This window comes from Promicromonospora kroppenstedtii (genome assembly GCF_044389675.1).
In the GTDB taxonomy this organism is placed as follows: Bacteria; Actinomycetota; Actinomycetes; order Actinomycetales; family Cellulomonadaceae; genus Promicromonospora; species Promicromonospora kroppenstedtii.
In genome coordinates this window covers 777,475-800,906 of record NZ_JBIRYI010000001.1, presented here as the reverse complement: position 1 = coordinate 800,906, position 23,432 = coordinate 777,475, and the positions used below count along the sequence as shown (strand labels likewise).

Genomic DNA, 23,432 nt, shown 5'->3' with positions numbered 1-23,432 from the left:
TTCAGATCTCCGTCCCGAACTGGGTGGAGAAGCGCACGTCGCCCTCCACGATGTCGTGCATGTCCGCGATCGAGTGGCGCAGCATGAGCGTGCGCTCGATGCCCATGCCGAAAGCGAAGCCCGTGTACTCGTCCGGGTCCACGCCCGCGGCGCGCAGCACGTTCGGGTTGATCATGCCGCAGCCGCCCCACTCGATCCAGCCGGCCCCGCCCTTCTTCTGCGGGAACCACAGGTCCATCTCGGCCGACGGCTCGGTGAACGGGAAGAACGCCGGGCGCAGGCGTGTCCTGGCCTCCGGGCCGAACATGGCCCGCGCGAAGGCGTCCAGCGTGCCCACCAGGTTGGCCATGGTCAGGCCCTTGTCGACGGCGAGGCCCTCGACCTGGTGGAACACCGGCGTGTGGGTCTGGTCCAGCGCGTCCGTGCGGAACGTCCGGCCGGGGCACGCGATGTAGAGCGGCACACCACGCTCGAGCAGGGAGCGCGCCTGGACCGGGGAGGTGTGGGTGCGCAGCACGAGGTTCGAGTCGGTGCCGCCCTGGCCCGCGACGTAGAAGGTGTCCTGCATCTGGCGGGCCGGGTGGTCCGGGCCGAAGTTCAGGGCGTCGAAGTTGAACCACTCGGCCTCGACCTCGGGCCCGTCGGCGATCTCCCAGCCGAGGCCGACGAAGAAGTCGGCGATGCGCTCCTGGACCAGTTCGATCGGGTGCCGCGCGCCGGTCGTCGTGCGCTGCACGGGGAGGGTCACGTCGACCGTCTCCTCCAACAGCACGCGCGCGTCACGGTCGGCCTCGAGCTCCGACTGGCGGGCGGCGATCGCCTGGTTGATCCGGCCGCGGCGCGGGCCGACGAGCTTGCCGGCCTTCGCCTTGTCGGGTCCCGGCAGCGCGCCGATCCCGCGGTTGGCGAGGGCCAGGGCGCTGCGGTCCCCCGTGTGCTGCGTGCGGACGGCCTTCAGCGCGTCGAGGTCGCCGGCCTTGGCGATGTCGTCGAGAGCGGACTTGACCGCGGCGTCGAGTGCCGCCTCGTCGAGCGGATCGATGGGTGCCTTCTCTTCGGGCGTGGACATGCTTGCCTTCCTGGCGGATTCGGGAGCCGGCCCGCTCCCCTGCTCGGGGACCCGTACCGGCATGTGAAGTCTAGGTGCCCGCCAGGGCTCAGGACGCGTTGTCCACAGGGCAGCTCAGTGCCCGCGCGCAGCGCTCGCCGCGCGGCCCGTGGCGGGCCGCATAAATCGGCGGGTGAGTGGCTGCATGCCGTCATCATTCCATGCGTCGGCGAGCCCGGGCAACGTGAATGCGGGGCGGCACGATTCCGCTTGGCACACTTTTTCCGGCTGTCGGTAGGCGGGCGTAGCCTCGCACCATCCGCCGAGTGAACGCTGCCCTTTTTACGGCTTTGGGCTTGATTAGGAACGGCCAACCCTGGTTGGCGACATGCGGTGGCATATCACGAAGCGATGCGTTAATGTAAAACACATGTTCGAATCTGGTGGGAGTGAGCGAGGCGCGTCGGCTGGTTCACCAGCCTCTTCCCTGGGGCGCCCGCCGCACTGCACACCAGCGCTTCGGGCAGTCATGTCTCCGTGGCCGGGGCGGCCCTGGTCCCGGCCACGGAGGCGGGGCTCGACGGCCCCGGGCAGGTCAGTACCCGCGCGCTCAACCCTCGAGCGACCAGGTCTCGACGATCTCGTAGCGCGGACCGCCCTGCGGCCCCTCCCCCGGATGGGACTCCAGGAGAGCGAACGAGTCCGCGGTCCAGTCCGGACCGGCGTACACGGAGAGCGCTTGGGCGGCAGGTTCCAGGGCCGACCGTGGCTCGGACCCCGCACGCTTGCCCCAGCGGTCCCGTCCGCGCGGCGGCTTCACCTGGCCGGCCCGCGCACGGGCGACGGTCACGTGCGCCCGGTGCGGCTTCACGTCGTCGGGCACCTCGCGGGGCGAGGCCGCGAGGCAGTCGGTCGCCAGGTCCTTCAGCGCGGCCGTGCCGCCGTCGACGCCGATCCACAGGACGCGGGCGCCGAACGAGCCCGCGCCCCGCAGACGCAGATCGATCGGCCCGTGCTTGCGCGCGACGTCGGACAGATCGTCGCGCAGCTCCGGCACCGTTCCTTCCGGGAGGTCGGCGTAGAACGCGAGCGTGATGTGCAGGCTCTCCCGGGGTACCCACCGCGGAGATGCCGGCACGCCGTCGATGGCAAGCCCGAGATGGTCAAGGACGCTCTGGGGCGGGATGACCGCCGTGAACAACCGCACCCGACGATCCTAGGGGCGCGCCCCGCGCTCCGGGGAGCCATTTCTCACGGGCGACGGCGACGGCGCGTGAGCGCCCACGCGACCGCGGCGGCCGCGAGCACGAACGCGATCTGGCCCCCGAGCACGATCCGGTTCACGTCGACCGCCGGCACCCAGCGCACACCCTGGTCGTCGACGACGAGCGCGCCCGCGGGCTCGGCGCGCCGGCCGAAGCCGAACCCGCCACCGCCGCCCTCGGCGAGAGTGCCCGACTCGCTGTCCGACCCGGGATCGGTCCCGGCGTCACCGCCGGGCCCGGCTTCGCCCTCGGCCTCACCGGCCCGGGCGTGGTGGCCGCCCGGCTCGGTGCCGCCTCCGCCCCCGGAGCCACCCCCGGTCGCCACCCGGGCGGCCGGGATCACGAGGGTCCCCTCGCGCTCGATCGGCTCGCCGTACACCTGCCGAACACCGAATGCCTCGGTCAGGGCCTCACTGATGCGGTTCAGATCAGGCATGTACCTCATACGATCACCGTAGGGGACCGTCCATCGGGGCGACACAGCAGCAGCATTTGTCACCCGCTCGCCCGGCTCCCGCGCGGCGAGCGCGCGGCCCACCATCTGCGGGAGCACAGCGCCGCCAGCAGGCCGCCGGCCGCGTTCACCAGCACGTCGTCCACGGAGGTGACGCGCCCGAGGCGGAGCACGTGCTGGAGCAACTCGACGGTCACGGACACTGCGACGAGCACACCGGCGACCCGGACCAGCACCGCCGCGGTGCGTGGTTCTGGTCCGGCCGCGAGCGGGAACCGCACCGGAAGGAAGAAGCCGAGCGCGGCGAGCGCGAGCAGGTTGCCGCCCACCTGGACGACGGCCACCGAGGCCGGGCCCGAGAGCTGGGCCGCGAGGTCCTGGAACGGGACGAGCGACAGGCCGCCCGCGCCGGGACGCGGCGTGAGGATCATCCACAGCCACGGCGCCGTCCCGACCACCATGCCGACCTCGGCGACGGAGTACCGCCACGCGAGCGCATGCGGTACGCCGCGCAGGCGCCGCACCCGCGCGAGCAGGCGGATCGCCAGGACGGCGACCAGCAGGCCCAGCACAGCGGGGCGGAGCACGTGGCCCCACGCACCCCACACGTCGGAGGCGGCGTCCGGCAGCCTCAGCGCTGCGCCCTGCTGCTCGCGTACAGGCAGACCGTCGCGGCCGTCGCCAGGTTGAGCGACTCGGCCCGGCCTCGGATCGGCACGCGCACCACGGCGTCGGCCAGGTCCCGGTCGGCCTTGGGCAGACCCCAGGCCTCGTTGCCGAACACCCAGGCGGTCGGCCCGGCGAGGTCCGGGGTGGTACCGCTCCCGGCGTCGTCGAGCAGCTCGTCCAGGTCGAGCGGCCCCGTGCCGTCGGCGGCCAGGACCTGACAGCCCGTGTCGCGCAGTTCCGTCAGGGCGGCGTCCAGCGGGAGCCCCGTGACGACGGGCAGGTGGAAGAGGGATCCGGCGGTCGAGCGCACCACCTTGGGGTTGTGCACGTCGACACTCTCTCCGGCGAGCACCACGAGGTCGGCTCCGGCGGCGTCCGCGGCGCGGATGACCGTCCCGGCGTTCCCGGGGTCGCGGACGGTGGCGAGCACCGCCACGAGCAGCGGCCGCCCGGCCCGCTCAGGAGCACGCGCGGCGAGGGCCTCGGCGAGCGAGGGCGCGCTGGAACGCACGACGGCGAGCACGCCCTGGGCGTCAGGGCTCATCGATTCCAGCACCTCGGGCGCGCCGACGTGCAGGTACAGCCCGGCGGCGCGGGCGTCGTCGACGATCTCGGTGTAGCGCGCCGCCGCCGCGGGCGTCAGATAGACGTCCCGGACCGACGACGCGGCGTGCCGCACCGCCTCCCGGACGCTCTGCGGCCCCTCGACCAGGAACTGGCCGTGCCGGGAGCGCGCCGAACGCCCGGCCAGTGCCCGCACCTGCTTGACCCGGTCGGCTCGCGGATTCGCGAGCGTCACGTCAAGCGGCGCGGAGGCCTCCGAGGAGGACACTGTCCGGGCGTCCGGTGAGATGCTCAACCTCAGGCAGCGGCCGGGGCGTTGACGTCCGCCGGCAGCGCATCCTTGGCGACCTGGACGAGGGCGTTGAACGCCGCCACGTCGTTGACCGCGAGCTCGGCGAGCATGCGGCGGTCGACCTCGACACCAGCGGCCTTGAGGCCCTGGATGAGGCGGTTGTAGGTCAGACCCTGCGCGCGGGACGCAGCGTTGATGCGCTGGATCCACAGCTTGCGGAAGTCGCCCTTGCGCACCTTCCGGTCACGGTAGGCGTAGACGAGCGAATGGGTGACCTGCTCCTTCGCCTTCCGGTAGAGGCGCGAGCGCTGGCCGCGGTAACCGGCGGCGCGCTCGAGGGTCGTACGGCGCTTCTTCTGGGCATTTACTGCCCGCTTCACGCGTGCCACGTGAGACTCCTTGTTACTTCGGGCTGGAAGGGTTCCTGGCGGCGCACGTCAGGCGCGCGCCACGGGGGTCACTTACCGAGCAGCTTCTTGATCTTCTTGACGTCGGCCGGTGCAACGACCTGGTCCACGGCCAGACGGCGCGTGCGACGGCTGGACTTGTGCTCGAGGTAGTGGCGGGCGTTGGTCTGCTCGCGCATGACCTTGCCGCTACCCGTGACCCGGAACCGCTTCTTGGAGCCGGAGTGCGTCTTGTTCTTCGGCATGACTGCCGTCTCTCCTCATGTCGGTCGACCGCTGCTGGAACGGCGACGTTTACCTGGGCCGGTAAGCCGGCCCGGTGTCGTGGTGGTCTTGTGGACCTGGCCTCAGCCGGCGTTGCGTGGCGCACGCGGCTTGGGGGCCACGGGCTTCGGCACCGGCTTGGGGGCCGGGGCCGGCTTCGGAGCTGCCTTGGCGGCAGGCTTCACTGCCGGCTTCGAGGCAGCCTTGGCCGCGGGCTTCGGCGCCTCCGCCGGGGCGGGTGCCTCCGCGACCGGCTCGGGCTCAGGCTCGGGCTCCGGCTCGACGACGGCCTCCTCGACGACCGGCTCCTCGACCGCGGGCTCCTCGACGGGCTCCGGCGCGACGACTGCGGCCGGCTCCTCGACGGGGGCCTCAACGGCTTCGGTGACCTGGTCCTCGGCGACCTCGTCGCTCTCGGGCGACTCGGCCGCACGGGCCTGTGCCTTGGCCTCCGACTTGGTCATCCGGCCGGCGTTGATCTCCGTAGCGCGCTTGCGCTGCTCGACCTTGGCGTCAGCCTTCTTCTTGACCGGCCCGAGGACCATGGTCATGTTGCGGCCGTCCTGCTTGGGCATGGACTCGACGAAACCGAGCTCGGCGACGTCCTCGGCCAGGCGCTCCAGCAGACGACGACCCATCTCGGGGCGCGACTGCTCGCGGCCACGGAACATGATCATGACCTTGACCTTGTCGCCGGCCGAGAGGAAGCGGACGACGTGGCCCTTCTTGGTCTCGTAGTCGTGCGGGTCGATCTTGAGGCGGAACCGGATCTCCTTGAGGACCGTGTTCGCCTGGTTGCGCCGGGCTTCCCGCGCCTTCATGTCGGACTCGTACTTGAACTTGCCGAAGTCCATGAGCTTGGTGACAGGCGGGCGGGCGTCCGGCGCGACCTCGACGAGGTCGAGGTCAGCGTCCTGGGCGAGCTTCAGGGCGACCGCCGTGGCAACCACGCCGACCTGCTCCCCGCCAGGACCGATGAGACGGACCTCGGGGACACGGATCCGGTCGTTGATGCGAGGCTCGGTGATGGTGATGCTCCTTGGAAGTCGTTGATCGACCACCAGGAACGGGAAATGGCCCCCGCCCTGAACACAGGTGGAGGCCATCACGAGGAAAGGACACGCTGGCCCGGCAACAGCACCGCCGGACCTTCGTACCCGACCAAGGACCCGGACTCTGTCGGCATCTTGCGATGCGCTGTCGTGACTCGGGTGGGATGGAATCCACTTTGCGCACCCGGCTCACACCGGGTCGGTCGTGCCTACACGGTACCAGCAGGAGGAGTCCACGTGCCAGGCGGGCCGGTGCGAGGTGGGCCGCCTCACATTCCACCGGGCGAAATCTGTTGCTCCACTCAACTGGAATGATTCCAGTTTAGGGCCTAGGCTCGGGTGCATGACGTCGACCGCCCCAGCCGCCGCGACGCCCGAGGACCTCCTCCGCGGCGCCGGCCTGCGCGTGACCGCCGCCCGCGTGGCGGCATTGCACGCCGTGGGCGAGAACCAGCACGCCACGGCCGACGCCGTCCTGAGCTCGGTCCGCGCCGAGCTCGGCACGGTGTCCGTGCAGGCGGTCTACGACGTCCTGCACGCGCTGACCGACGCCGGGCTCCTGCGCCGCATCGAGCCCGCCGGCCACCCCGCGCGTTTCGAGCGCCGCACCGGCGACAACCACCACCACATCGTCTGCCGCCGCTGCGGCGCCATCGGCGACGTGGACTGCTCCGTGGGCCACGCGCCCTGCCTCACCCCGAGCGACGACCACGGCTTCGTGGTCGAGACCGCCGAGGTGACGTACTGGGGGCTGTGCCCCGGCTGCCGCGGCCAGGGCTCCGGCGCCGATCCCAGCGTGCAGCCCTGACCGCAAGACCTTCCAGCACCGCTGGAACCCCGCAAGAACCCCCGCAAGCAGCAGCAGAGGAAGGCACGTCTGAATGACTACTCCCTACACCACCACGCAGACCGGCACCCCGGTCGCCAGTGACGCGCACTCGCTGACCGTGGGCGCCGACGGCGCCACGGTCCTCCACGACCGCTACCTGGTCGAGAAGCTCGCGCAGTTCAACCGCGAGCGCATCCCGGAGCGGATCGTGCACGCCAAGGGCGGTGGCGCCTTCGGCGAGTGGGAGATCACCGGTGACGTGTCGCAGTACACGCGTGCGGCGGCCTTCCAGCCGGGCGCCAAGGGCGAGGTCGCGCTGCGCTTCTCGTCGGTGGCCGGCGAGATGGGCTCCCCCGACACCTGGCGTGACGTGCGCGGTTTCGCGCTCCGCTTCTACACGACCGAGGGCAACCTCGACATCGTCGGCAACAACACGCCCGTCTTCTTCATCCGCGACGCGATCAAGTTCCCGGACTTCATCCACTCGCAGAAGCGCCTCCCCTGGTCGGGCCTGCGCGACGCCGACATGCAGTGGGACTTCTGGACCCTGTCGCCGGAGTCGGCCCACCAGGTCACCTACCTCATGGGCGACCGCGGCCTGCCGGCGTCGTGGCGCGAGCTGAACGGCTACGGCTCGCACACCTACCTGTGGACCAACGCCGCGGGCGAGAAGTTCTGGGTCAAGTACCACTTCCACTCCCGCCAGGGCGTCAAGTTCCTGAGCGGTGAGGAGGGCGAGAAGATCGCCGGTGCGGACGCCGACTACTACCGTCGCGACCTGTACGAGGCGATCGAACGCGGCGACAACCCGGTCTGGGACATCAAGGTCCAGGTCATGCCGTACGACGACGCGAAGACCTACCGGTTCAACCCGTTCGACCTGACCAAGGTCTGGCCGCACGCGGACTACCCGCTGATCCACTTCGGCCACTTCACGCTGAACCGAAACCCGAAGAACCACTTCGCGGAGATCGAGCAGATCGCCCTGTCCCCGGCCAACCAGGTCCCGGGCACGGACATCTCGCCCGACAAGATGCTGATGGCCCGCGTGTTCTCCTACCCGGACGCGCAGCGCTACCGCGTGGGCACCAACTACCAGTCGGTGCCGGTGAACCAGCCGCACGCCGCGCCGGTGCACAACTACTCGCAGGACGGCTCGCAGCGCCACCACTTCAACGAGGTGGGCACGCCCAACTACGCGCCGAACTCGTTCGGTGGCCCCGTCGCCGACCCGGCCCGCGGGCACGACGGCTCCTGGGCGCAGGACGGCGAGCTGGTGCGCACCGCGGCCACGCTGCACAGCGAGGACGGCGACTTCGTCCAGCCGGGCACGCTCTACCGCGAGGTCTACGACGACGGCGCCAAGGCCCGTCTGCTGGAGACCCTGACCGGCCAGGGCCAGTCGATCACGATCGACGAGATCCGCGAGCGCTTCTTCCAGTACTGGACCAACGTCGACGCCGAGCTGGGCGCCAAGCTGCGCGCGGCCGTCGCGGCCTGAGCCAGCAGCAAGCAGCCGAGGCCGGGCTCCCGTCGGGGAGCCCGGCCTCGGCCGTTGAGCGAAGTTCAGCAGGCCGGAGGCGACCGGAACCGGGCTGGTCGCAACCGCCTGTCGCCTGCTGAACGTGGCTCGGCCCGCGGCATGAGGGATTTCCACCGGGATGACGGCGGGTCCTTGTCGGGCGGCACCGGCGGCGGATAGCGTCCCGAGGTGCTCCACAGCGCTCCGGCGCCGTCCGAGATGCCCATCGCACCGAGAACAAGGGAGCCGACCATGTCCCGCTCGCTCGCCCGAATCGGCGCCGCCCTCGCGGCCGGCCTGCTGGCCCTGACCGCGGCTGCCGGCCCCGCCGCCTCCGCGCCGGACCCCGCCCCGGACCAGGCGCAGACCCCGACCGCCGCCGACCACCGGGTACTGGCCTTCTACCAGACGATCTACGAGACCGGTTCGGACGGCGTGCGCCGGTACGTCGACCCCAAGCCGCTGCTCGGCTCGGTCACCGACGTCAACGTCGGAGCGATCCACCTGAACGCCGACGCGTCCCTGACGGTCAACGACATCCCGGCCGATCACGCGGAGCTCGGCGTCATGTGGGACGACCTGGCCACGATGCAGGACCAGGGCGTCACGGTCAGCGCCTTCCTCGGCGGGGCAGCACCAGGCACCTATCGCTACCTGCGCGAGGACTTCGACCGGTTCTACCCGGTGCTCCGCGACTTCCTGCGCACCTACGGCCTGGACGGCGTGGACCTCGACATCGAGGAGACGTTCTCGCTGGCGGACACGGTGCACCTGATCGACGCACTGCGCGCCGACTTCGGCCCGGACTTCATCGTGACCCTGACCCCCGTGGCGACCGACATGGCCGGCCGGACGAGCTTCTCCGGCGGCTTCTCCTACGCCGAGCTGGAGCGTCAGGCCGGCGACCGCATCGACTGGTACAACACACAGTTCTACTGCGGCTGGGGCGACCTGCGCACCACGACGGTCTACGACCAGATCCTGGCCAACGGCTTCACGCCGGACCGCGTGGTGGCCGGAACGGTCACCAACCCCGGCAACTGCAGCGGGTACGTCGACTGGCCCACCTTCGACGCCACGGTCGGCTCCCTGGTCGCGGCGCACCCGGACTTCGGCGGCGTCTTCGGCTGGGAGTACTTCAACTCCGTGGGGTACGACGGCGGTGGCCGGGCGTCCTGGTTCTCGCACGTGCGGGACGTGGTGGGCGGTCGGTAAGACGTCGCGGCTCCTGCGGGCGGCCACGTACGAGGGAATCAGTCGCGGGCTCTGCTAGTTCTTCGTGGCGGGACCTGGCTCGCGTGCCTTCGGCGCGACCAGACAGTTGAACCCGTTGCGAGGAGCCCATCCATGACGTCACCGACCACGACCACGACCGCGCCCGGACCCACCGTCGTGGTCGTCCCGGTCGTTGCCGGAGCGGAGGTCGCGCGATGACCGCCGAGAACGTCGACCTGTCCGCCCTCGAGGAGCTCTTGGCCCAGCAGGACGAACCCCAGCTCGGCCCCGACGAGTTCAAGGCCGTCTTCCGCCACCACCCCGCCGGTGTCGCCGTCGTCGCCCTGCTGCACGAGGACCGGCCCGTCGGCTTCACCGCCACCTCGGTGATCTCGGTGTCGGCGGCGCCCCCGCTGCTGGCCTTCTCCCTGGCCTCGACGTCCTCGTCCTGGCCCGCGATCTCCGAGGCCGGCACCCTCGCGGTCAGCTTCCTCGCCGACCACCAGGACCACATCTCCGCCCGCTTCGCCACCAGCGGCATCGATCGCTTCGCCGACGGCGGGTGGTCGCCCCTGCCCACCGGCGAGCCGATCATCGACGGCGCCGTGTCCTGGTTCCGCGCGCGGATCGTGCAGCGCACGCCGGTCGGCGACAGCTACCTCGTTTCGATGCGCGCCCTGGCATCCAGCCTGACCGAGGGCAGGCGCGATCCAGCCGCCTCCCCGCTGGTCTACAAGAACCGCGCCTACCACCGCATCGGCGACGACACGGAGATCTGACCGGGGCGGGACCGCCGGGCGGCCCCGCCCCTCCTCACGGACGGCGAGAGGTCACCAGGACGGTAGCCCCAGCGCCGCCAGCGCCGAGCGCAGCCGCTCCCGCCCCCGCAGGGAACCGTGCCCGCGTAGCCGGGTCAGCACGCGACCGACCCAGCCGCCGTCGAGCCCCTCGGCGCGGTAGAACTCGGCCATGCGCCGCTCGTAGGCGGCCAGCGGCCGCAGCTGCCGCGCCGTGTCGTAGGTCTCGTGGTGCAGGACGACGGCCTGCGGCAGGCGCGGGGTCACCCGGCCGGCGCGGGCAGGGTCGGGCCGGCCGACGAGCAGGCCCACGACGGGCGCGGTGCCCCGGGGCAGCCGGAGCTCGGCCCCGAGCGCCTCGGGCCGGTCCCGGACACCATCGAGGTAGACGGTGCCCAGGCCCAGCGACTCGGCGGCGACGGCGGCGTTCTGGGCCGCGAGCGCCGCATCGACGAACGCGGTGACCGTGGTCTCCAGGTATCCGGTGGCGTGCACGGCCGTGTCGCGCCGCTCGGCGAGGGCGCGCACGCGGGCGACGTCGGCGACCCAGACCAGGAGGAGAGGAGCGTCGCGCACGCACTCCTGTCCGCCGGACAGGTCGGCGACGCGAGCCAGGCGTGCCTGGTCGGTGACGGCCACGACGCTCCAGAGCTGCAGGTCGGAGGCCGTGGGTGCGGACTGGGCGGCCGCCACCAGGGTGGGCAGCACCAAGGGTGGCAGGGGCCCGGGCAGGAACCGCCGGACCGAGCGGTGCCCGAGCTGGACGTCCAGCACGGACCGCGGGAGGTCGGACGCCGCGGCGACGGCAGCGGCGACCTGGGGCGCGACGGTGTCGGCCCGCCGGGCGGTCACGCCGTAGCGGGCGGCCACCTGGGCGCGTGCCGCCGCGAGCCGGCCGGCCTGCTCGGGTGACATCGAGTCGTGCGCCTCGTCGCGCACTGACTCGGGCGTGTGGTGGTGCGTGGGTTCGGGCTGGTGGGCCCGGGGTGCTCGGGTGATCCGGGCCGGCACGCGGGCCGGCGGTACGGGAGCGGTCTCGGTCGGGGTGGTGACCAGAAAGGCGTCGATGGCTGTCATGAGTGCTCCGTGGGGTGGACGGAAGGCCAGACACTCATGTCAGGGGCCCTTCGTCAATGCCCCAGTTCGGCGTCTCACATGCCGGTCACTCGTCGAGTGCGGCTGTCCCGCCTGCTCACAGGGTCGCGGGCGCAACCTGCCCACTATGTGGACTTTTTGTCAGATCGACCGACTCATCGGATTTTTTCCCGTCCAGCGGTATCCCGGGCTCGGACGACCGTGGCTCCCCCGGCGCGGTCGTACGGCGTGCGCCCCGCGCCCGCGAACAGGGTGACGACCCAGGCGATCGGCAGCACATAGGCCGCCGCGGTGAGGACGATCAGCCCCGGCTCGACCGTCGTCGACCCGACGAGGCCGATCGCCGCGGCGTGCCCGATCGTCCAGGGCAGCGCGACCTTGAGCGCATTCCGGAGCAGCGCCCGGGCGAATGTGAGCCGACCGCCGTCCCGGGCGCCCACCACCTGGAGTCCCAGCGCGCGCTTGCCGATCGTCGCCTGCCGCGGGCCCGACTCGAGGACGGCAAGGAAGGTCGTCAGCGGCACAGCTGTCAGCAGGGCGGAGACCACGTTGGTGGTCGCCGCGGACCACCCCGTCGTCACACCGGCGAGGTACAGCGGGATACCGATCGCGGCGAGCACCACGAGCCACGCCAGGAAGCAGAGCCAGTCGACGAGCCACGCCGCGATGCGCCGCCAGGCTTCGGAGTTCACGGCGCCGACGCTACCGCGCCCCACCTGTCAGAGATGCGGCGGCACGGCTCAGAACGCCCGCAGGTTGGCCCGCAGGCCGCCGTCGGCCCACTCGGTGCGCAGGATGCCGCGCCGCCGCAGGATCGGGACCAGCTCGTCGAGCGTGCCGTGCACGGTGACGGGGTGCAGGTCGCCCCACAGCAGCACGCCGTCGTTGCCCCACTCCCCCAGCTCCTCGATGAGGTCGGCCAGCTCGCCGGCCGTACCCACCCAGCCGGAGTGGTCGGCGATGCGGCCCAGCCGGGCGAGCCCGCCGAGCAACACGCGCAGCGGTGTGGTGGCCAGGTCGTGCTCGCCGACGAGCCGCTTGATCGACCCCTGCGAGACGTGGTCGCCGAACAGGCCCGTGGGCAGCGGCTTGTCGAGGTCGAGCGCCGTCAGGTCGGTCTCCAGGTCGCTCGACCGCTGCTCGGCGATGCGCAGCAGCGTCGCGTCGTCCGGGTTCGCCGCCTGCCCGCTGGCCAGGAACAGCGCGTCGGCGCCACCCTCCAGGGCGGCGATCCGCTGCTCGACGGCGGCCGTGGTCGGGTTGCCGGTGCGGGTGTAGGCGAACGCCTCGCCCGCGCCGAAGTGCCCGGCGGCCTGCTCCCACTCCTCGAACTCGAACCCCGCGGTGAGGTAGACGGGCGTGGCCCGCGGGACCACGCGGGCCGACGGCGCGGTGCCGGGCGCCGGTGGCACGCCCGGCGTCGTCCCGGCCTGCGCTGCGCGCGTGCACCTGCCGGCTGGCGAAGCCGGTCATGGCGCGGCGCTCGGCTCGGCCTCGGTGGCGGGCAGGCCGGCCTCCTTCCAGGCGGGGAAGCCGCCGTCGACGTGCGAGACGTCGGTGTAGCCGCGGGCGGCCAGCGCCTCGGCGACCGGGCCGGATCCGTTGATCGAGCCGCACACGATCACGACGGGCGTGTCGAGGGTGATCGCCGGGTTGTCGGACGGGCCGAACAGCGCGTCGAGGTCGTTCTGGTCGGCGAGCGTGGCGCCCGGGATCTCGCCCGCGGACGCGCGGCCCGCGGCGGAGCGGACGTCGATCAGCAGGGCGCCGCCGGCGACCTTGGCACCTGCGGCGACGGGGGTCTGCAGCTCAGGGGTGGTCATGTTGTCTCCTCGGGGTTCGTGGTGGGTGGTCAGGCGCTCAGCAGGCGGCCGGTGGGCAGCTCGCGGGCGGCCGTCGCGGCGTCGGGTAGACCGAGCGAGCCGCGCAGCGTGGTCTTCGTCCGCTCGGTGCGGAACAGGCCCGCGTGCTGGAGCGCGGGCACCAGGTGGTCGGTAATGGTGTCGAGGTCGGAGCTGAGCGAGGAGGGGCGCAGCAGGAACCCGTCGACGGCGCCGACCGTGGTCCAGTCGGCGATGAGGGTGGCCAGCTCGTCGGGTGTGTCGGCGACCACGAGCCCGTCGCCCATGGAGGCAGTGCCCTCCAGCGCCTCGACCAGCTCCAGCCGGGCACGGGCACCGGCCCGCTCGGTGGAGAGCACCACGTAGACCTCGGCGAGCACCCGCACGTCCTCGGGGTCGCGCCCGGCGGACAGCGCCGCGTCCCGCACGAGGCGGCGCAGCCGGACCGCGTGCGCGGCGTCGGTCACGGCGATCCGCGCGACGTCGGCGGTGCGGCCGGCCAGCGCCGCGCTGGCCTCGGAGCGCACGCGCACCACGACAGGCGGGGGCGTCCGCGGCAGCGGGGCGCCGCCGGCGGGACGGCCGCGGACGGCGAACCGGACGCCGTCGTGGTCCACGCGGAACCGGCCCTCGGCGTCGAGCTCCACGGCGCCCGCCCCGCCGCCGGGACGCCCGGTCCACACCCGCGTCACCGACTGGATGCCGAGCTCGACGCGGGTGGCCCAGGCGTCGTCGGACTCGGGCAGGGTGCCCTGCCGCACGGCCTGCCAGCCGGCCCGGCCGCTGCTCGCGCGGTCGATGCTGCTCAGCGCGAGGGCGGCGTGGGCCGCCTCGACATGGACCGTGTCGACGGCGGCGACCAGGCCGATCCCGGCCGTGACCCGTGCGGCGCGGGCCGCGGCGACGGCCGTGTCGAGGCGGCCGGTGACCTGGCTGCGGCCGGGGTGGAGCAGGAAGCCCTCGTCGAGGCTCACGAAGTCGAGCAGGCCGCGCTCAGCGGTCCGCACCAGGTGCAGGAACCGCTCGCCGTCGAACGGGCACGGGGCGATCGGGCCGCGTGCCCGGTGGGCACCGGGGCGGGCGCCGGCGGAGGTGAGGTCCACGCCGAGCACGACGGGACGGGACGAGAGGGCGGTGGCGGTCAGGGACGTGGGCTGCGGCGGGTACGGCACGGCGGGGCTCCGTTCGGGCTGCGGCTGCGCGACGGCACCCAGGTGGTCCCCGGGCTGCGTGCGGGTGCACGACGGCGACTGGGGTCGCCCGAGGGGCGTGGCTGCCGGAAGGCAGGAAAGAGACGTCCGGTCAGGAACGTGAGGGCCGGTTGCGGCCAGGGCTCGGCGCGAAGGCCGAGAGCAGGTCCGGGCGGCTGGCCGGTTGGGGCCGGTCAGCGCGCGGGGGTGGTGCGCGTCAGCGACAACACATGCTCGGGCGCGGGGCGGCACTCGCCGGCGCGCAAACGTTCCGGGTCGGCAGGGGCACGTGGACGGCGGGGGCAGCGCTCCGGGTCATCGTCGTTCTCCTCACCTGCTCGCCCATCGGCGAGCGACGCGTGTTGTCATCCGCCGACGGCGGTGGACCTGGTCCTCACCCGGGGCACCCACCCGCGCGGGGGGTTGCCGTCCGACCAGCCGGGGCTTCGTGTCGGAACTCATGACCTGCCGAAACTATCCACATTTTTCCGATCGGATTGATGCGGTAAATCTCGATGTCCAAGAAGATACGAATGGAACCCATAGAAGTCAACGATCTTTGCCCAGATCTCACATCCCGGGATCTGGTGGCTCGCGAAGGTGCGCTTCTACCCAGCCATCGGGCCGGTAACCTGCTGTGCTTCCCGGCCCAATGGCTGGGTAGAAGCGCACCTTGGGCCGGCACCCGCCAGTGGATGATCGGTCGCGCCGACGCGGTCGGGCCTCGTCGCCCCGGGGGCCTCGTCGCCCCGGACCAGCAGGCGACAGGCCAGTCCGACGGCGGGCGGGACCCGCGGCCGCACCCACGCCCCCGCCCCGAGAACGCGAAGTGCGCTTCTACCCAGCCATTGGGCCCGGAATCACGAGGTTTTTCGGGCCCAATGGCTGGGTAGAAGCGCACTTTCGCGCCGGCTCGCCGCGACTACGTCGTCAGCGCCCCCGCGGCGACGTGAGGAGCTCGATCTGGGAGAAGGCCCCTTCCTGGAGGAGCTCCAGGCGGACGGACGTGAGCGGCACTGGCTCGTCGAGCACGAACGGACGGAGCTGGCCCGGCCAGGGCCACTCCTCGCCGGAGCGCTCGTCGAGCACTCGGCCGTCGTCCCCGACCAGGCGCCATGCCGACGGCGGGGCCGTGCCATCCGTGCCCGAGGTCAGCGTGTAGGCACGCAGCAGCACACCCTCCGCGACGTCGGCGGCGGGCTGCCACTCCAGCGTGCCGTGGACGGCGGACGACGTCGCCAGCTCGCCGTCGGTCAGGCTCGGCAGCGCGCCCTCGGCCCCGTGCCAGGACCCAGCCGCGCGCAGCCACGGCCGAGGGCTGCCGGTCCCGGCACCGACGCCGTCGGACGAAGCCGCCGACGCTCCCTCGTCCTCGGCCCCGACGCCCTCGGACACCGCACCCCACCCCGTCGGCACGTCCGACAGTGTGAACCGCAGGGTCGCTCCCCCGACCAGGTCGCCGTTGTCGACCGACGGCCCGGCCACGGCCCGGCCGGCACCGGCACCGGCACCGGCACCGGCACCACCGACCTCCAGCCCCGCGACGTACCACCGCTCGGCGGCCCCGGGCGCCTCGATCACCAGGTCGCCGTCGGGCCGGTGCACCACCGCGCGCTCGAAGAGCGGCGACGTGACCGCCCACCGCGACGACCCGATCTCCAGCGGGTACAGCCCGAGCGCGGCCAGCACGTACCAGGCCGACATCTCGCCGTTGTCCTCGTCGCCGTGGTACCCCTGGCCGATGTCGTTGCCGGTCCAGAGCCGCGTCAGGATCTCGCGCACGACCTCCTGGGTGCGGTCCGGCCGCCCGGCGACCGACCACGTCCAGGCGATGTGGTGCGACACCTGGTTCGACTGCCCGAGCTGGCCCAGGCGCACGTCGCGCGCCTCGAACATCTCGTGGATCGGGTTGCCGTACGAGCCGGGCTTGTCGGCCCGCTCGGGCGCCGCGAAGAACCGCTCCAGCAGGCGTTCGAGACCGGCCCGACCGCCGTGCAGGGCGGCCAGCCCCGCGCCGTCGTGCACGGGGTGGAACAGGAAGTTCCACGCGTCCGACTCGGTGTAGTCGCCGCCCCACGCGTCCGGGTCGAACGGCGCCGGGTCGAACGCACCGTCCCGGCCACGTCCCCGGAAGAACCCGGTCGCGGCGTCGAAGAGGTGCACGTACCCGGCGGCGCTCTGCCGCAGGTAGGCGGCCTCGGAGCGCAGCGCGCGCCGGCGCTCGTCCGGGGTGCCGGGCGCGTCCGCGAGCGCCTGCGCCATCCGCGCCAGGCCGGCGTCGTTGATGTAGCCCTCCAGGCTCCACGACACCGACTCCTCGACGTCGCGCGGCACCCAGCCGTTGGTCAGCGCGAACTCCTGGCCCTTGCGGCCGACGCCGGAGCGGGTGGGCAGCGCCGTCGCGTTGCGCAGCCCGGCGTCATAGGTGCCGAGCGGGTCGGGCAGGTCGACGCCGCGCAGGTACAGGTCGGCGAAGGCGACGTCGGACGACGTGCCGGTCATCAGGTCGGCGTAGCCCGGCGACGACCAGCGGGCCACCCAGCCGCCCTCGCGGTACTGCTGCACGAACCCGTCGGCGAGCCGGGCCGCGATCTCGGGGTAGAGCAGCGCGTAGGCGGGCCAGCAGGTGCGGTAGGTGTCCCAGAACCCGTGGTTGACGAACATCTCGCCGGGCACGGCGGGTGCGCCGTCGAGCACGGGCGAGGCGTGCACGGGCGCGCCGTCCGCCCCGACCTCCGTGTAGGAGGACGGGTACAGGTTCAGCCGGTACAGGTTCGAGTAGAGCGTGACCTGCTGCTCCTCGGACGCGCCGTCGACGTCGAGCACGCCGAGCCGGTCCTCCCACTGCGTGCGGGCGGCGTCGGCGACCTCATCGAAGGCGCCGGACACCTCGCGCTCCAGTGCGAGCCGGGCCAGGTCCTCGCTGATGTACGACGTCGCCACGCGCACCTCGACCGTGCGTCCCGCCTCCGCATCACCTCCGGAGCCCAGCGCGACCGTCGCGTACGTCGCGTGGTCCCGCCCGCGGGCGCGGCCCGTGCGCAGCACCGGCGCGGAGATGCGGCCCACCACGTACATGCGGCTGCGGCCCACCGACAGGGGGCTGCCGTGGTCGCTCCAGCCGGTGAGCGTGCCGTCGTCGTGCACGGTGATCGACACGGGTGCGCCGTCCGCACCGGAGTCGCCCACGGCGTCGAACAGGAGGTGGCCCGTGCTCGCGTCGGGCGGAAAGGTGAAGCGCAGGACGCCGCCGTGGTCGGACGCCGCGACGGCCACGCGGGCGCCGCCGTCCAGCGCGACGTCGTAGCGGTGCGGGCGGGCGGTCTCGTCGTCGTGCGAGAAGCCGATCGAGCGGGCGGCCAGCCCGGCGTCGGGAACCTCGTCGCCGTCGGGCCCGGCGGGCACGAGGTGGAACGTGAGCTGGTCGCGGTCCCCCATCCAGGGGCTGGGCTCGTGGGAGATGCCGATGCCCTGCAGGCGCGGCCGGTTGTCCGGCCCGTTGTGCGCGGCCCAGGAGTAGAGCCAGCGCTCGGAGGCGCCGTCGGTCAGGGGCACCCACATGGTGAAGCCGTTGGGCACGGCGGCGGCGGGCACGTTGTTGCCGCGCGAGTACTCGCCCGAGGAGTGGGTGCCCCGGCGCGTGTCCACGAGGTCGGTGCGGCCGGTCACCACCCGCTCGGCGCGCGGCCCCACCGAGACCGTGTCGAGCCAGACCTCGCTCACGCCGCCGTCCGGCGCGGCGGTCACGACGGCGGCGGCGGTCACGCGGCGGCCCGGCAGCGCCTGCGCCACCGGGCTCAGGTCGACGCGCACGAGGTTCCAGTGGTCCGGCACCAGGATGCGCGCCTCCCCCTGGCCGAGGGCGGTCGCGAGCATGCCGTGCTGGTCGCGCAGCGCACGCCCGGACCCGGTCTGCGAGAGCCAGGTGCCGTCGTCGAGCCGCAGGTCGAGGGCGACGTAGGTGGAGCGGTAGGTGAGCTTCTCGTCAAGCACGGGCAGGACGGCGTAGCGCAGCTCGGCGCCGGCCTCCAGCGGCACGTCCAGGCCGTCGAGCAGCACCGTGCGGGCCGCGCCGTGGTGCCGCACCAGGTGGGCGTTCTCACTGGTCAGGCCGGCGCCGGGGCGGCCGGCGGGGACATGTGCGGGCCCGGTCACGCGGCCACCTCCCCGATCGGGTCGAGAACGGGCACGGGCGGTGCGGTGACGGCCGCGGGCGCGGCGACGTCGGTGTCGTAACGAATTGCGGTAGGCCTTTCTTCGTGGGCGGGGACCGCCCTGGTGTCGTACGGCTACGCGGACGCCGTCACTGGTCGGCGAGCAGCTTGTTGCACTCGCCGACCGCCGCGTCGAGGGCGTCCTGCGAGGTCAGGTCCCCGGCGATGGCCGCCGCGAACTGCTGGTTGATGATGGTGGTCATCTCCTCGCTGACCTCGACCGGCTGGAGCACCCGTGCCGTGGTGAGGTTGCTGAACGCGATGGCCTTGGCGTCGCCCTGGGGCGTGCCGTCGCTCTGGGACAGCTCCGGGTTCTCCTGCGAGGACGCCGTGGAGGGGAACACGCCGGGCACCTCGGCGGAGAACGCCTCCTGGTTGGCGGCGTTCGTGACGAACCTGGCCAGGGCCACCGCGGCGGGCAGGTGCTCCGACTCGTTCGAGACCGACAGCCCCTGCACGTACAGCGGGATGTCGCCCATGTACGGCGAGGCCACGATCTTGCCCTCCAGCGACGGGTTGCTCGCCACCGCGCTGTTGATGAAGTTGCCGCCGCCGGTCGACCAGGCCACCTTGCCGTCGGTGAAGAGCTGGCCGTTGCCGAGGTAGGCGTCGGTGAGCACGTCGTCCGGCAGGAGCCCCTCGGCGTAGGCGTCGCGGTAGACGTCCAGGAGCGCGGCCGCCTCCGGCGTGTTGAACGTGAACTCGGTGCCGTCGTCGGACAGCACGGGGATGCCGGCCGCCGCGAGGTCGCCCAGGCCGGGCTTCCGGCTCATGAGGTACCCACCGGTCGTGTCGTGCATGATCCGGGCCTGCGCGACGAGCTCGTCGAGGGTGGTCGGCGGGTTCGCCGGGTCGAGCCCCGCGTCCGCGAACAGCTCGGTGTTCCAGTAGTTCACGTCCGTGGTCAGGTACCAGGGGAACCCGTACGTGCCCTCCAGGCCCGCGTACCGGTAGGCCGCGAGCGCCCCGGGCACGTAGGTCTCCGCCAGGGCGTCGTCGACGGTGGTGACGTCGGTGAGCAGGCCTTCGCGCGCGAGCGAGAGCGCGAAGTCCGGCGGCAGGTTGATGACGTCGGGCAGCTCGCCCGCCGCTGCCTGTTCGAGCACCTTCTCCGAGTAGTTGTCGCCGGGCTGGTCGAGCCAGGTGACCTCGGTGCCGGGGTACTGCTTCTCGAAGGCGGCGATCACTCCCTCGACGTACTCCGTGTAGCGGGGCTGGAGCGCCCACGTCTGGAGCGTGACCGCGCCGGTCACGTCGCTCGTCGTATCCGCCCCGCCGTCCGGGTCCGTGGTGGCCGTGCCGTCGAGGCCGCAGCCGCTGAGCGCGGCCAGCATGGTCAGGGCGACTCCCGCCGCCCCGATCCTGGTGATGCTCATGACTGTTCCTTCCGGCAGAGGCGACATCGCCCCTGGGCTCTGTCCGGTGGTGCACGTGGTCGCCATGGCTCGACGAGCTCGCTCCAGCGAGGACCAAAGAGTCTTCGGCGGTTCCCTCCGGTGTCAAGACCGGAACGTCGCTCGTGTCAGACCTACAGTTCCCCGGCGTGAACTGTAGGTCTGACACGTCGCGGGCAGCGCGGGTGGGTTACGCCGGCGTGAAGCGCAGCGTGCGCACCTCGAACGGGCTGAGCTCGAGCGTCACCGTGCCGTCGGCCGTCAGGTCGACGGCGCCACCGTCCAGGTCGTCCTCGATGAGGGAGACTGTCCGGGCGCCGGTGACCCGCGCCGCCACCGTCACGGTGCCCGACGCGCGGCGGCCGTGCGCCTCGTAGACGCGCACCACGAGGTCACCCGACCGGTCGTCGGCGAGCTTGACGGCCGACAGCGTCACGCCGCCGCCCACGTGCACCAGCGGCTCGAACCCGGCAGCACCGCGCAGCTCCCGCGGACGCGCGCCGAACGTCGCGCCGGCCTCGGTCGCGACCGCGGTGTCCGCGCCGACGACCAGGCCGTACCGGTGGGTCTGGAGGCCCTGGTCGGTCTCCGGGTCGGGGAACCGCGGCGCGCGCAGGAGCGAGAGCCGCACCGTCGTGGTCACGCCCGGCACGCCCGGCGCCGGCGCCACGCCCTGGTCGGACACCTCGCGCGTGACGTCGTACGCGTAGGACGAGTCGTTGACGAACCCGACGCCGAAGCCCGGCTCCTCCGCGAGCACCCACCGGTGCATCGACGTCTCGAACTTGGCGGACTCCCAGCTCGTGTTGGTGTGCGTGACCCGCTTGTGGAAGCCGAACTGGGTCTCGGCGGCCACGTGCTCGGCGCGCACGTCGAGCGGGAAGGCGACCTTGAGGAACTTCTCGGTCTCGTGCCAGTCGGTGCGCAGGTCGACCTCGAGCGTCCGGCTGCCCGGCGCGAGCGTGATCACCTGCTCCAGGCTGGAGGCCGAGAACTGGCGGTGCACCGTCACGACGGCCACGCCGTCCTCCACGGCGGCGGTGACCTTCTGCGCCTCGCGCAGGTCGGTCACCGAGTTGCGGTAGAACCGGTCGACGTCCCAGGCGTCCCACTTGTTCGGGAAGTCCTGGTGCAGCTGCAGGACGTTCGCCTCGCGGCCGGGCGCCACGGCGTCCCGGCCCGTGGCCAGGTCGACGGCGGACGTGACGTGGCCGGCGGCGTCCAGCGTGATCCGGACGAGGTCGTTGGCGAGCACGTAGCCGCCGTCGGGCAGCTCGGTGACCGTGCTGGCGGCCGCCGCCGGGGCGGACGCCGGGGCCACGCCCAGCGCGGGCACCCCCGCCTGCGCGAACACCGCGGGGTTGGCCCGCAGCGGCACGTCGCCCTCGCCGACCAGTGCCCGCAGGGAGCGGTCGATGATGGCCTGCACGCCCTCGGTGATCGCCGCGTGCTGGGCGACGGCCTCGCGGTGCACCCAGGCGATCGACGTGCCGGGCAGGATGTCGTGGAACTGCAGCAGCAGCACCTGCTGCCACAGGGCGTCCAGCTCCTCGTAGGGGTAGTCAGCCCCGGTCCGGGCGGACGCCGTGGCCGCCCAGGCCTCGGCCTCGACCAGGAGCTGCTCGTTGCGACGGTTGCCCTGCTTGGTCTTGTGCTGCGACGTCAGCGTGGCCCGGTGGAGCTCCAGGTAGAGCTCACCCACCCAGACAGCGCTGTCATCCGTGCCGGACGCGAGCAGCTCCCCGCGAGCGCGCTCGAAGAAGGCGTCCGGGTGCTCCCAGCGCACCCTGGCGCTGCCCTCGAGGTTCGCGAGCCGCTTGGCGCGGCCGGTCATCTCGCGGGTGGTGCCGCCGCCGCCGTCGCCGTAGCCGACGGGCGCGATCGAGCCCGTGGCGCGCCGCGACTCGCGGAACTGGCGGGTCGCCTTGCCGAGCTCCTCGCCCGAGAGCTGCGAGTTGTAGGTGTCCATCGGCGGGAAGTGTGTCAGCACGCGCGACCCGTCGATGCCCTCCCACCAGAACGTGTGGTGCGGGAAGACGTTGACCTGGTTCCAGGAGATCTTCTGCGTGAAGAACCAGTCGAACCCCGCGCGGCGGACGAGCTGCGGCAGGGCCGGCGAGTAGCCGAACGAGTCGGGCAGCCAGACCCCGTGGGAACGCAGGCCGAACTCCCGCTCGAAGAACCGCTGCGCCTGCGAGAACTGGCGCGTCAGCGCCTCGCCCGACGGCATCACCGTGTCGGACTCGACCCACATGCCGCCCAGCGGCAGGAACCGGCCCTTGGCCACGGCCTCCTTGATCCGCTCCCACACCTCGGGACGGTGCTCCTTGACCCAGGCGTACTGCTGCGCGGACGACATGCCGTAGACGAAGTCGTCGGTGCGCTCGATCAGGTCGGTCATGGACGACGTCGTGCGCGCCACCTTGCGGATGGTCTCGCGCACGGGCCACAGCCAGGCGGAGTCGATGTGCGCGTGCCCGACGGCGGAGATCTCGTGGGCGCTGTGCTCGGCCGGGCTGGCCAGCACGTCCGCGAGCGCCGCCCGGGCCGCCGCCGCGGTCTCGGGGATGCGCTGCAGGTCGAGCACGTCGAGGGCGTCGTCGAGCGCCTGCAGCACGCGCATGCGCCGCGGGCCGGTGGGCAGCTCGGCCTGGAGCTCCAGCAGCACCTCGACGTCGAGCGCGAGGTCGTACACCTCGGACTCGAAGACCGCGAGGTCGATGCGCCGGGTCGTGTACAGCGGGTCCGGGGACGACGTCGTGGTGTCACCCTCGGTGGTGCGCTCGAACACGTTGTGCCCCAGGAGCACCGGGTTGGACGCCGCCTCCAGGAACAGCTCGACCCGCTCGCCGCCGGCCGCGGCGTCGGCCACGACCACGTGCTGGTTGCGGGGGTTGATGGACTTCACGGGGCTGCCGTCGGGCCGGTAGACCAGGGCCTCGGCCTGGAAGCCGGTGCGGTCCACGTCGAAGCCGAGGTCGACCACGGCCTCGACGGTGCGTCCGGCCCACTCGGCGGGCACGGTGCCCGTCAGCCGGAACCAGGTGGTGCCCCAGGCCGGGCCCCACGGGGTGCCCACCTCGTACGGCTCCATCGCGAGGGCGAGCCCCTCGGCCGGCGGGATCGGCTCCCCCGGCAGGGCATGCCACTCGACGTCGAGCGGGACCGACGTCTCGTGCACCGCCGGCCAGATCCTCTCGGTCAGGACCCGGTGCGCGCGCCCGGTGGTCAGTGTGATGTCGTCGTGCATCGAAAGGGCCTCCCCTGTTTCACCGTTGAACGCACGCAGGCTAACCCAGACTCCGGCCGCCGTCCGGAGG

Annotated in this window: 20 protein-coding genes and 1 riboswitch; of the genes, 4 read left to right on the top strand and 16 right to left on the bottom strand. The window is 72.6% G+C overall.

What is annotated here, in order from left to right:
- Position 1 precedes the first annotated feature (1 nt).
- From pheS to infC, 8 genes are all read right to left on the bottom strand, one after another.
- A complete protein-coding gene (gene pheS, locus ACH47X_RS03490; RefSeq protein ID WP_397401403.1) occupies positions 2-1,069 on the bottom strand; it encodes a phenylalanine--tRNA ligase subunit alpha in 1,068 nt (355 codons plus the stop codon).
- Between the two features lie 589 nt (positions 1,070-1,658).
- Positions 1,659-2,255, bottom strand: coding sequence for an RNA 2',3'-cyclic phosphodiesterase (thpR, locus tag ACH47X_RS03485; RefSeq protein WP_397401400.1), 597 nt, complete (start codon positions 2,253-2,255; stop codon positions 1,659-1,661).
- 44 nt (positions 2,256-2,299) lie between these two features.
- A complete protein-coding gene (locus ACH47X_RS03480; RefSeq protein ID WP_397401398.1) occupies positions 2,300-2,749 on the bottom strand; it encodes a hypothetical protein in 450 nt (149 codons plus the stop codon).
- Positions 2,750-2,808: 59 nt separating this feature from the next.
- Positions 2,809-3,354 carry a VanZ family protein gene (locus tag ACH47X_RS03475; protein ID WP_397401396.1) on the bottom strand — a complete coding sequence of 182 codons (546 nt, stop codon included), beginning with the start codon at positions 3,352-3,354 and terminating at the stop codon, positions 2,809-2,811.
- Positions 3,355-3,398: 44 nt separating this feature from the next.
- Complete coding sequence (locus ACH47X_RS03470; RefSeq protein WP_397401394.1) at positions 3,399-4,235, bottom strand: TrmH family RNA methyltransferase; 837 nt, start codon at positions 4,233-4,235, stop codon at positions 3,399-3,401.
- A 62-nt stretch (positions 4,236-4,297) separates the two neighbouring features.
- The gene (gene rplT / locus ACH47X_RS03465) at positions 4,298-4,681 is read right to left on the bottom strand and encodes a 50S ribosomal protein L20 (RefSeq protein WP_020016627.1); all 384 of its coding nucleotides are present in this window, start codon (positions 4,679-4,681) and stop codon (positions 4,298-4,300) included.
- 68 nt (positions 4,682-4,749) lie between these two features.
- Positions 4,750-4,944: a 50S ribosomal protein L35 gene (rpmI, locus tag ACH47X_RS03460; protein ID WP_020016628.1), complete on the bottom strand. Its 195-nt coding sequence runs from the start codon at positions 4,942-4,944 to the stop codon at positions 4,750-4,752.
- 102 nt (positions 4,945-5,046) lie between these two features.
- Positions 5,047-6,069 (bottom strand): translation initiation factor IF-3, encoded by a 1,023-nt coding sequence (gene infC, locus ACH47X_RS03455; RefSeq protein ID WP_397401514.1) that lies wholly within the window; start codon positions 6,067-6,069, stop codon positions 5,047-5,049.
- A gap of 289 nt (positions 6,070-6,358) precedes the next feature.
- Here infC and ACH47X_RS03450 point away from each other — a divergent pair, with 289 nt between their 5' ends.
- From ACH47X_RS03450 to ACH47X_RS03435, 4 genes are all read left to right on the top strand, one after another.
- Positions 6,359-6,823 (top strand): Fur family transcriptional regulator, encoded by a 465-nt coding sequence (locus ACH47X_RS03450; protein ID WP_397401391.1) that lies wholly within the window; start codon positions 6,359-6,361, stop codon positions 6,821-6,823.
- 73 nt (positions 6,824-6,896) lie between these two features.
- Positions 6,897-8,345, top strand: a complete 1,449-nt coding sequence (locus ACH47X_RS03445; RefSeq protein ID WP_142033927.1) for a catalase — start codon at positions 6,897-6,899, stop codon at positions 8,343-8,345.
- A 273-nt stretch (positions 8,346-8,618) separates the two neighbouring features.
- Complete coding sequence (locus tag ACH47X_RS03440; RefSeq protein ID WP_397401389.1) at positions 8,619-9,581, top strand: glycosyl hydrolase family 18 protein; 963 nt, start codon at positions 8,619-8,621, stop codon at positions 9,579-9,581.
- 215 nt (positions 9,582-9,796) lie between these two features.
- Positions 9,797-10,360 (top strand): flavin reductase family protein, encoded by a 564-nt coding sequence (locus tag ACH47X_RS03435; protein ID WP_397401387.1) that lies wholly within the window; start codon positions 9,797-9,799, stop codon positions 10,358-10,360.
- Between the two features lie 51 nt (positions 10,361-10,411).
- Here ACH47X_RS03435 and ACH47X_RS03430 read toward each other — a convergent pair whose 3' ends face one another.
- The 8 genes from ACH47X_RS03430 to ACH47X_RS03395 form a co-directional block, all read right to left on the bottom strand.
- On the bottom strand, positions 10,412-11,455 hold the full coding sequence (locus ACH47X_RS03430; RefSeq protein ID WP_397401385.1) for a nitroreductase family protein: 1,044 nt from the start codon (positions 11,453-11,455) through the stop codon (positions 10,412-10,414).
- A gap of 173 nt (positions 11,456-11,628) precedes the next feature.
- Complete coding sequence (locus tag ACH47X_RS03425) at positions 11,629-12,165, bottom strand: RDD family protein (RefSeq protein ID WP_397401383.1); 537 nt, start codon at positions 12,163-12,165, stop codon at positions 11,629-11,631.
- 48 nt (positions 12,166-12,213) lie between these two features.
- A complete protein-coding gene (locus tag ACH47X_RS03420; protein WP_449582148.1) occupies positions 12,214-12,849 on the bottom strand; it encodes a PLP-dependent transferase in 636 nt (211 codons plus the stop codon).
- A gap of 93 nt (positions 12,850-12,942) precedes the next feature.
- Positions 12,943-13,296, bottom strand: a complete 354-nt coding sequence (locus tag ACH47X_RS03415) for a rhodanese-like domain-containing protein (protein WP_397401379.1) — start codon at positions 13,294-13,296, stop codon at positions 12,943-12,945.
- A 29-nt stretch (positions 13,297-13,325) separates the two neighbouring features.
- Positions 13,326-14,486: an LLM class flavin-dependent oxidoreductase gene (locus ACH47X_RS03410; RefSeq protein ID WP_397401377.1), complete on the bottom strand. Its 1,161-nt coding sequence runs from the start codon at positions 14,484-14,486 to the stop codon at positions 13,326-13,328.
- Between the two features lie 372 nt (positions 14,487-14,858).
- A riboswitch (SAM riboswitch) is annotated at positions 14,859-14,970 on the bottom strand.
- 464 nt (positions 14,971-15,434) lie between these two features.
- The gene (locus ACH47X_RS03405; protein ID WP_397401375.1) at positions 15,435-18,659 is read right to left on the bottom strand and encodes a GH92 family glycosyl hydrolase; all 3,225 of its coding nucleotides are present in this window, start codon (positions 18,657-18,659) and stop codon (positions 15,435-15,437) included.
- 148 nt (positions 18,660-18,807) lie between these two features.
- Positions 18,808-20,094 carry an ABC transporter substrate-binding protein gene (locus tag ACH47X_RS03400; RefSeq protein WP_397401373.1) on the bottom strand — a complete coding sequence of 429 codons (1,287 nt, stop codon included), beginning with the start codon at positions 20,092-20,094 and terminating at the stop codon, positions 18,808-18,810.
- A gap of 208 nt (positions 20,095-20,302) precedes the next feature.
- Positions 20,303-23,362 carry an alpha-mannosidase gene (locus ACH47X_RS03395; protein ID WP_397401371.1) on the bottom strand — a complete coding sequence of 1,020 codons (3,060 nt, stop codon included), beginning with the start codon at positions 23,360-23,362 and terminating at the stop codon, positions 20,303-20,305.
- Positions 23,363-23,432 lie beyond the last annotated feature (70 nt).

Excerpts from the sequence above, each read along its gene's own strand:
- pheS (WP_397401403.1), bottom strand. The coding sequence starts at position 1,069 with ATGTCCACGCCCGAAGAGAAGGCACCCATCGATCCGCTCGACGAGGCG.
- ACH47X_RS03480 (WP_397401398.1), bottom strand. The coding sequence starts at position 2,749 with ATGCCTGATCTGAACCGCATCAGTGAGGCCCTGACCGAGGCATTCGGT.
- rpmI (WP_020016628.1), bottom strand. The coding sequence starts at position 4,944 with ATGCCGAAGAACAAGACGCACTCCGGCTCCAAGAAGCGGTTCCGGGTC.
- infC (WP_397401514.1), bottom strand. The coding sequence starts at position 6,069 with ATGGCCTCCACCTGTGTTCAGGGCGGGGGCCATTTCCCGTTCCTGGTG.
- ACH47X_RS03450 (WP_397401391.1), top strand. The coding sequence starts at position 6,359 with ATGACGTCGACCGCCCCAGCCGCCGCGACGCCCGAGGACCTCCTCCGC.
- ACH47X_RS03445 (WP_142033927.1), top strand. The coding sequence starts at position 6,897 with ATGACTACTCCCTACACCACCACGCAGACCGGCACCCCGGTCGCCAGT.
- ACH47X_RS03440 (WP_397401389.1), top strand. The coding sequence starts at position 8,619 with ATGTCCCGCTCGCTCGCCCGAATCGGCGCCGCCCTCGCGGCCGGCCTG.
- ACH47X_RS03435 (WP_397401387.1), top strand. The coding sequence starts at position 9,797 with ATGACCGCCGAGAACGTCGACCTGTCCGCCCTCGAGGAGCTCTTGGCC.
- ACH47X_RS03430 (WP_397401385.1), bottom strand. The coding sequence starts at position 11,455 with ATGACAGCCATCGACGCCTTTCTGGTCACCACCCCGACCGAGACCGCT.
- ACH47X_RS03415 (WP_397401379.1), bottom strand. The coding sequence starts at position 13,296 with ATGACCACCCCTGAGCTGCAGACCCCCGTCGCCGCAGGTGCCAAGGTC.
- ACH47X_RS03400 (WP_397401373.1), bottom strand. The coding sequence starts at position 20,094 with ATGAGCATCACCAGGATCGGGGCGGCGGGAGTCGCCCTGACCATGCTG.
- ACH47X_RS03395 (WP_397401371.1), bottom strand. The coding sequence starts at position 23,362 with ATGCACGACGACATCACACTGACCACCGGGCGCGCGCACCGGGTCCTG.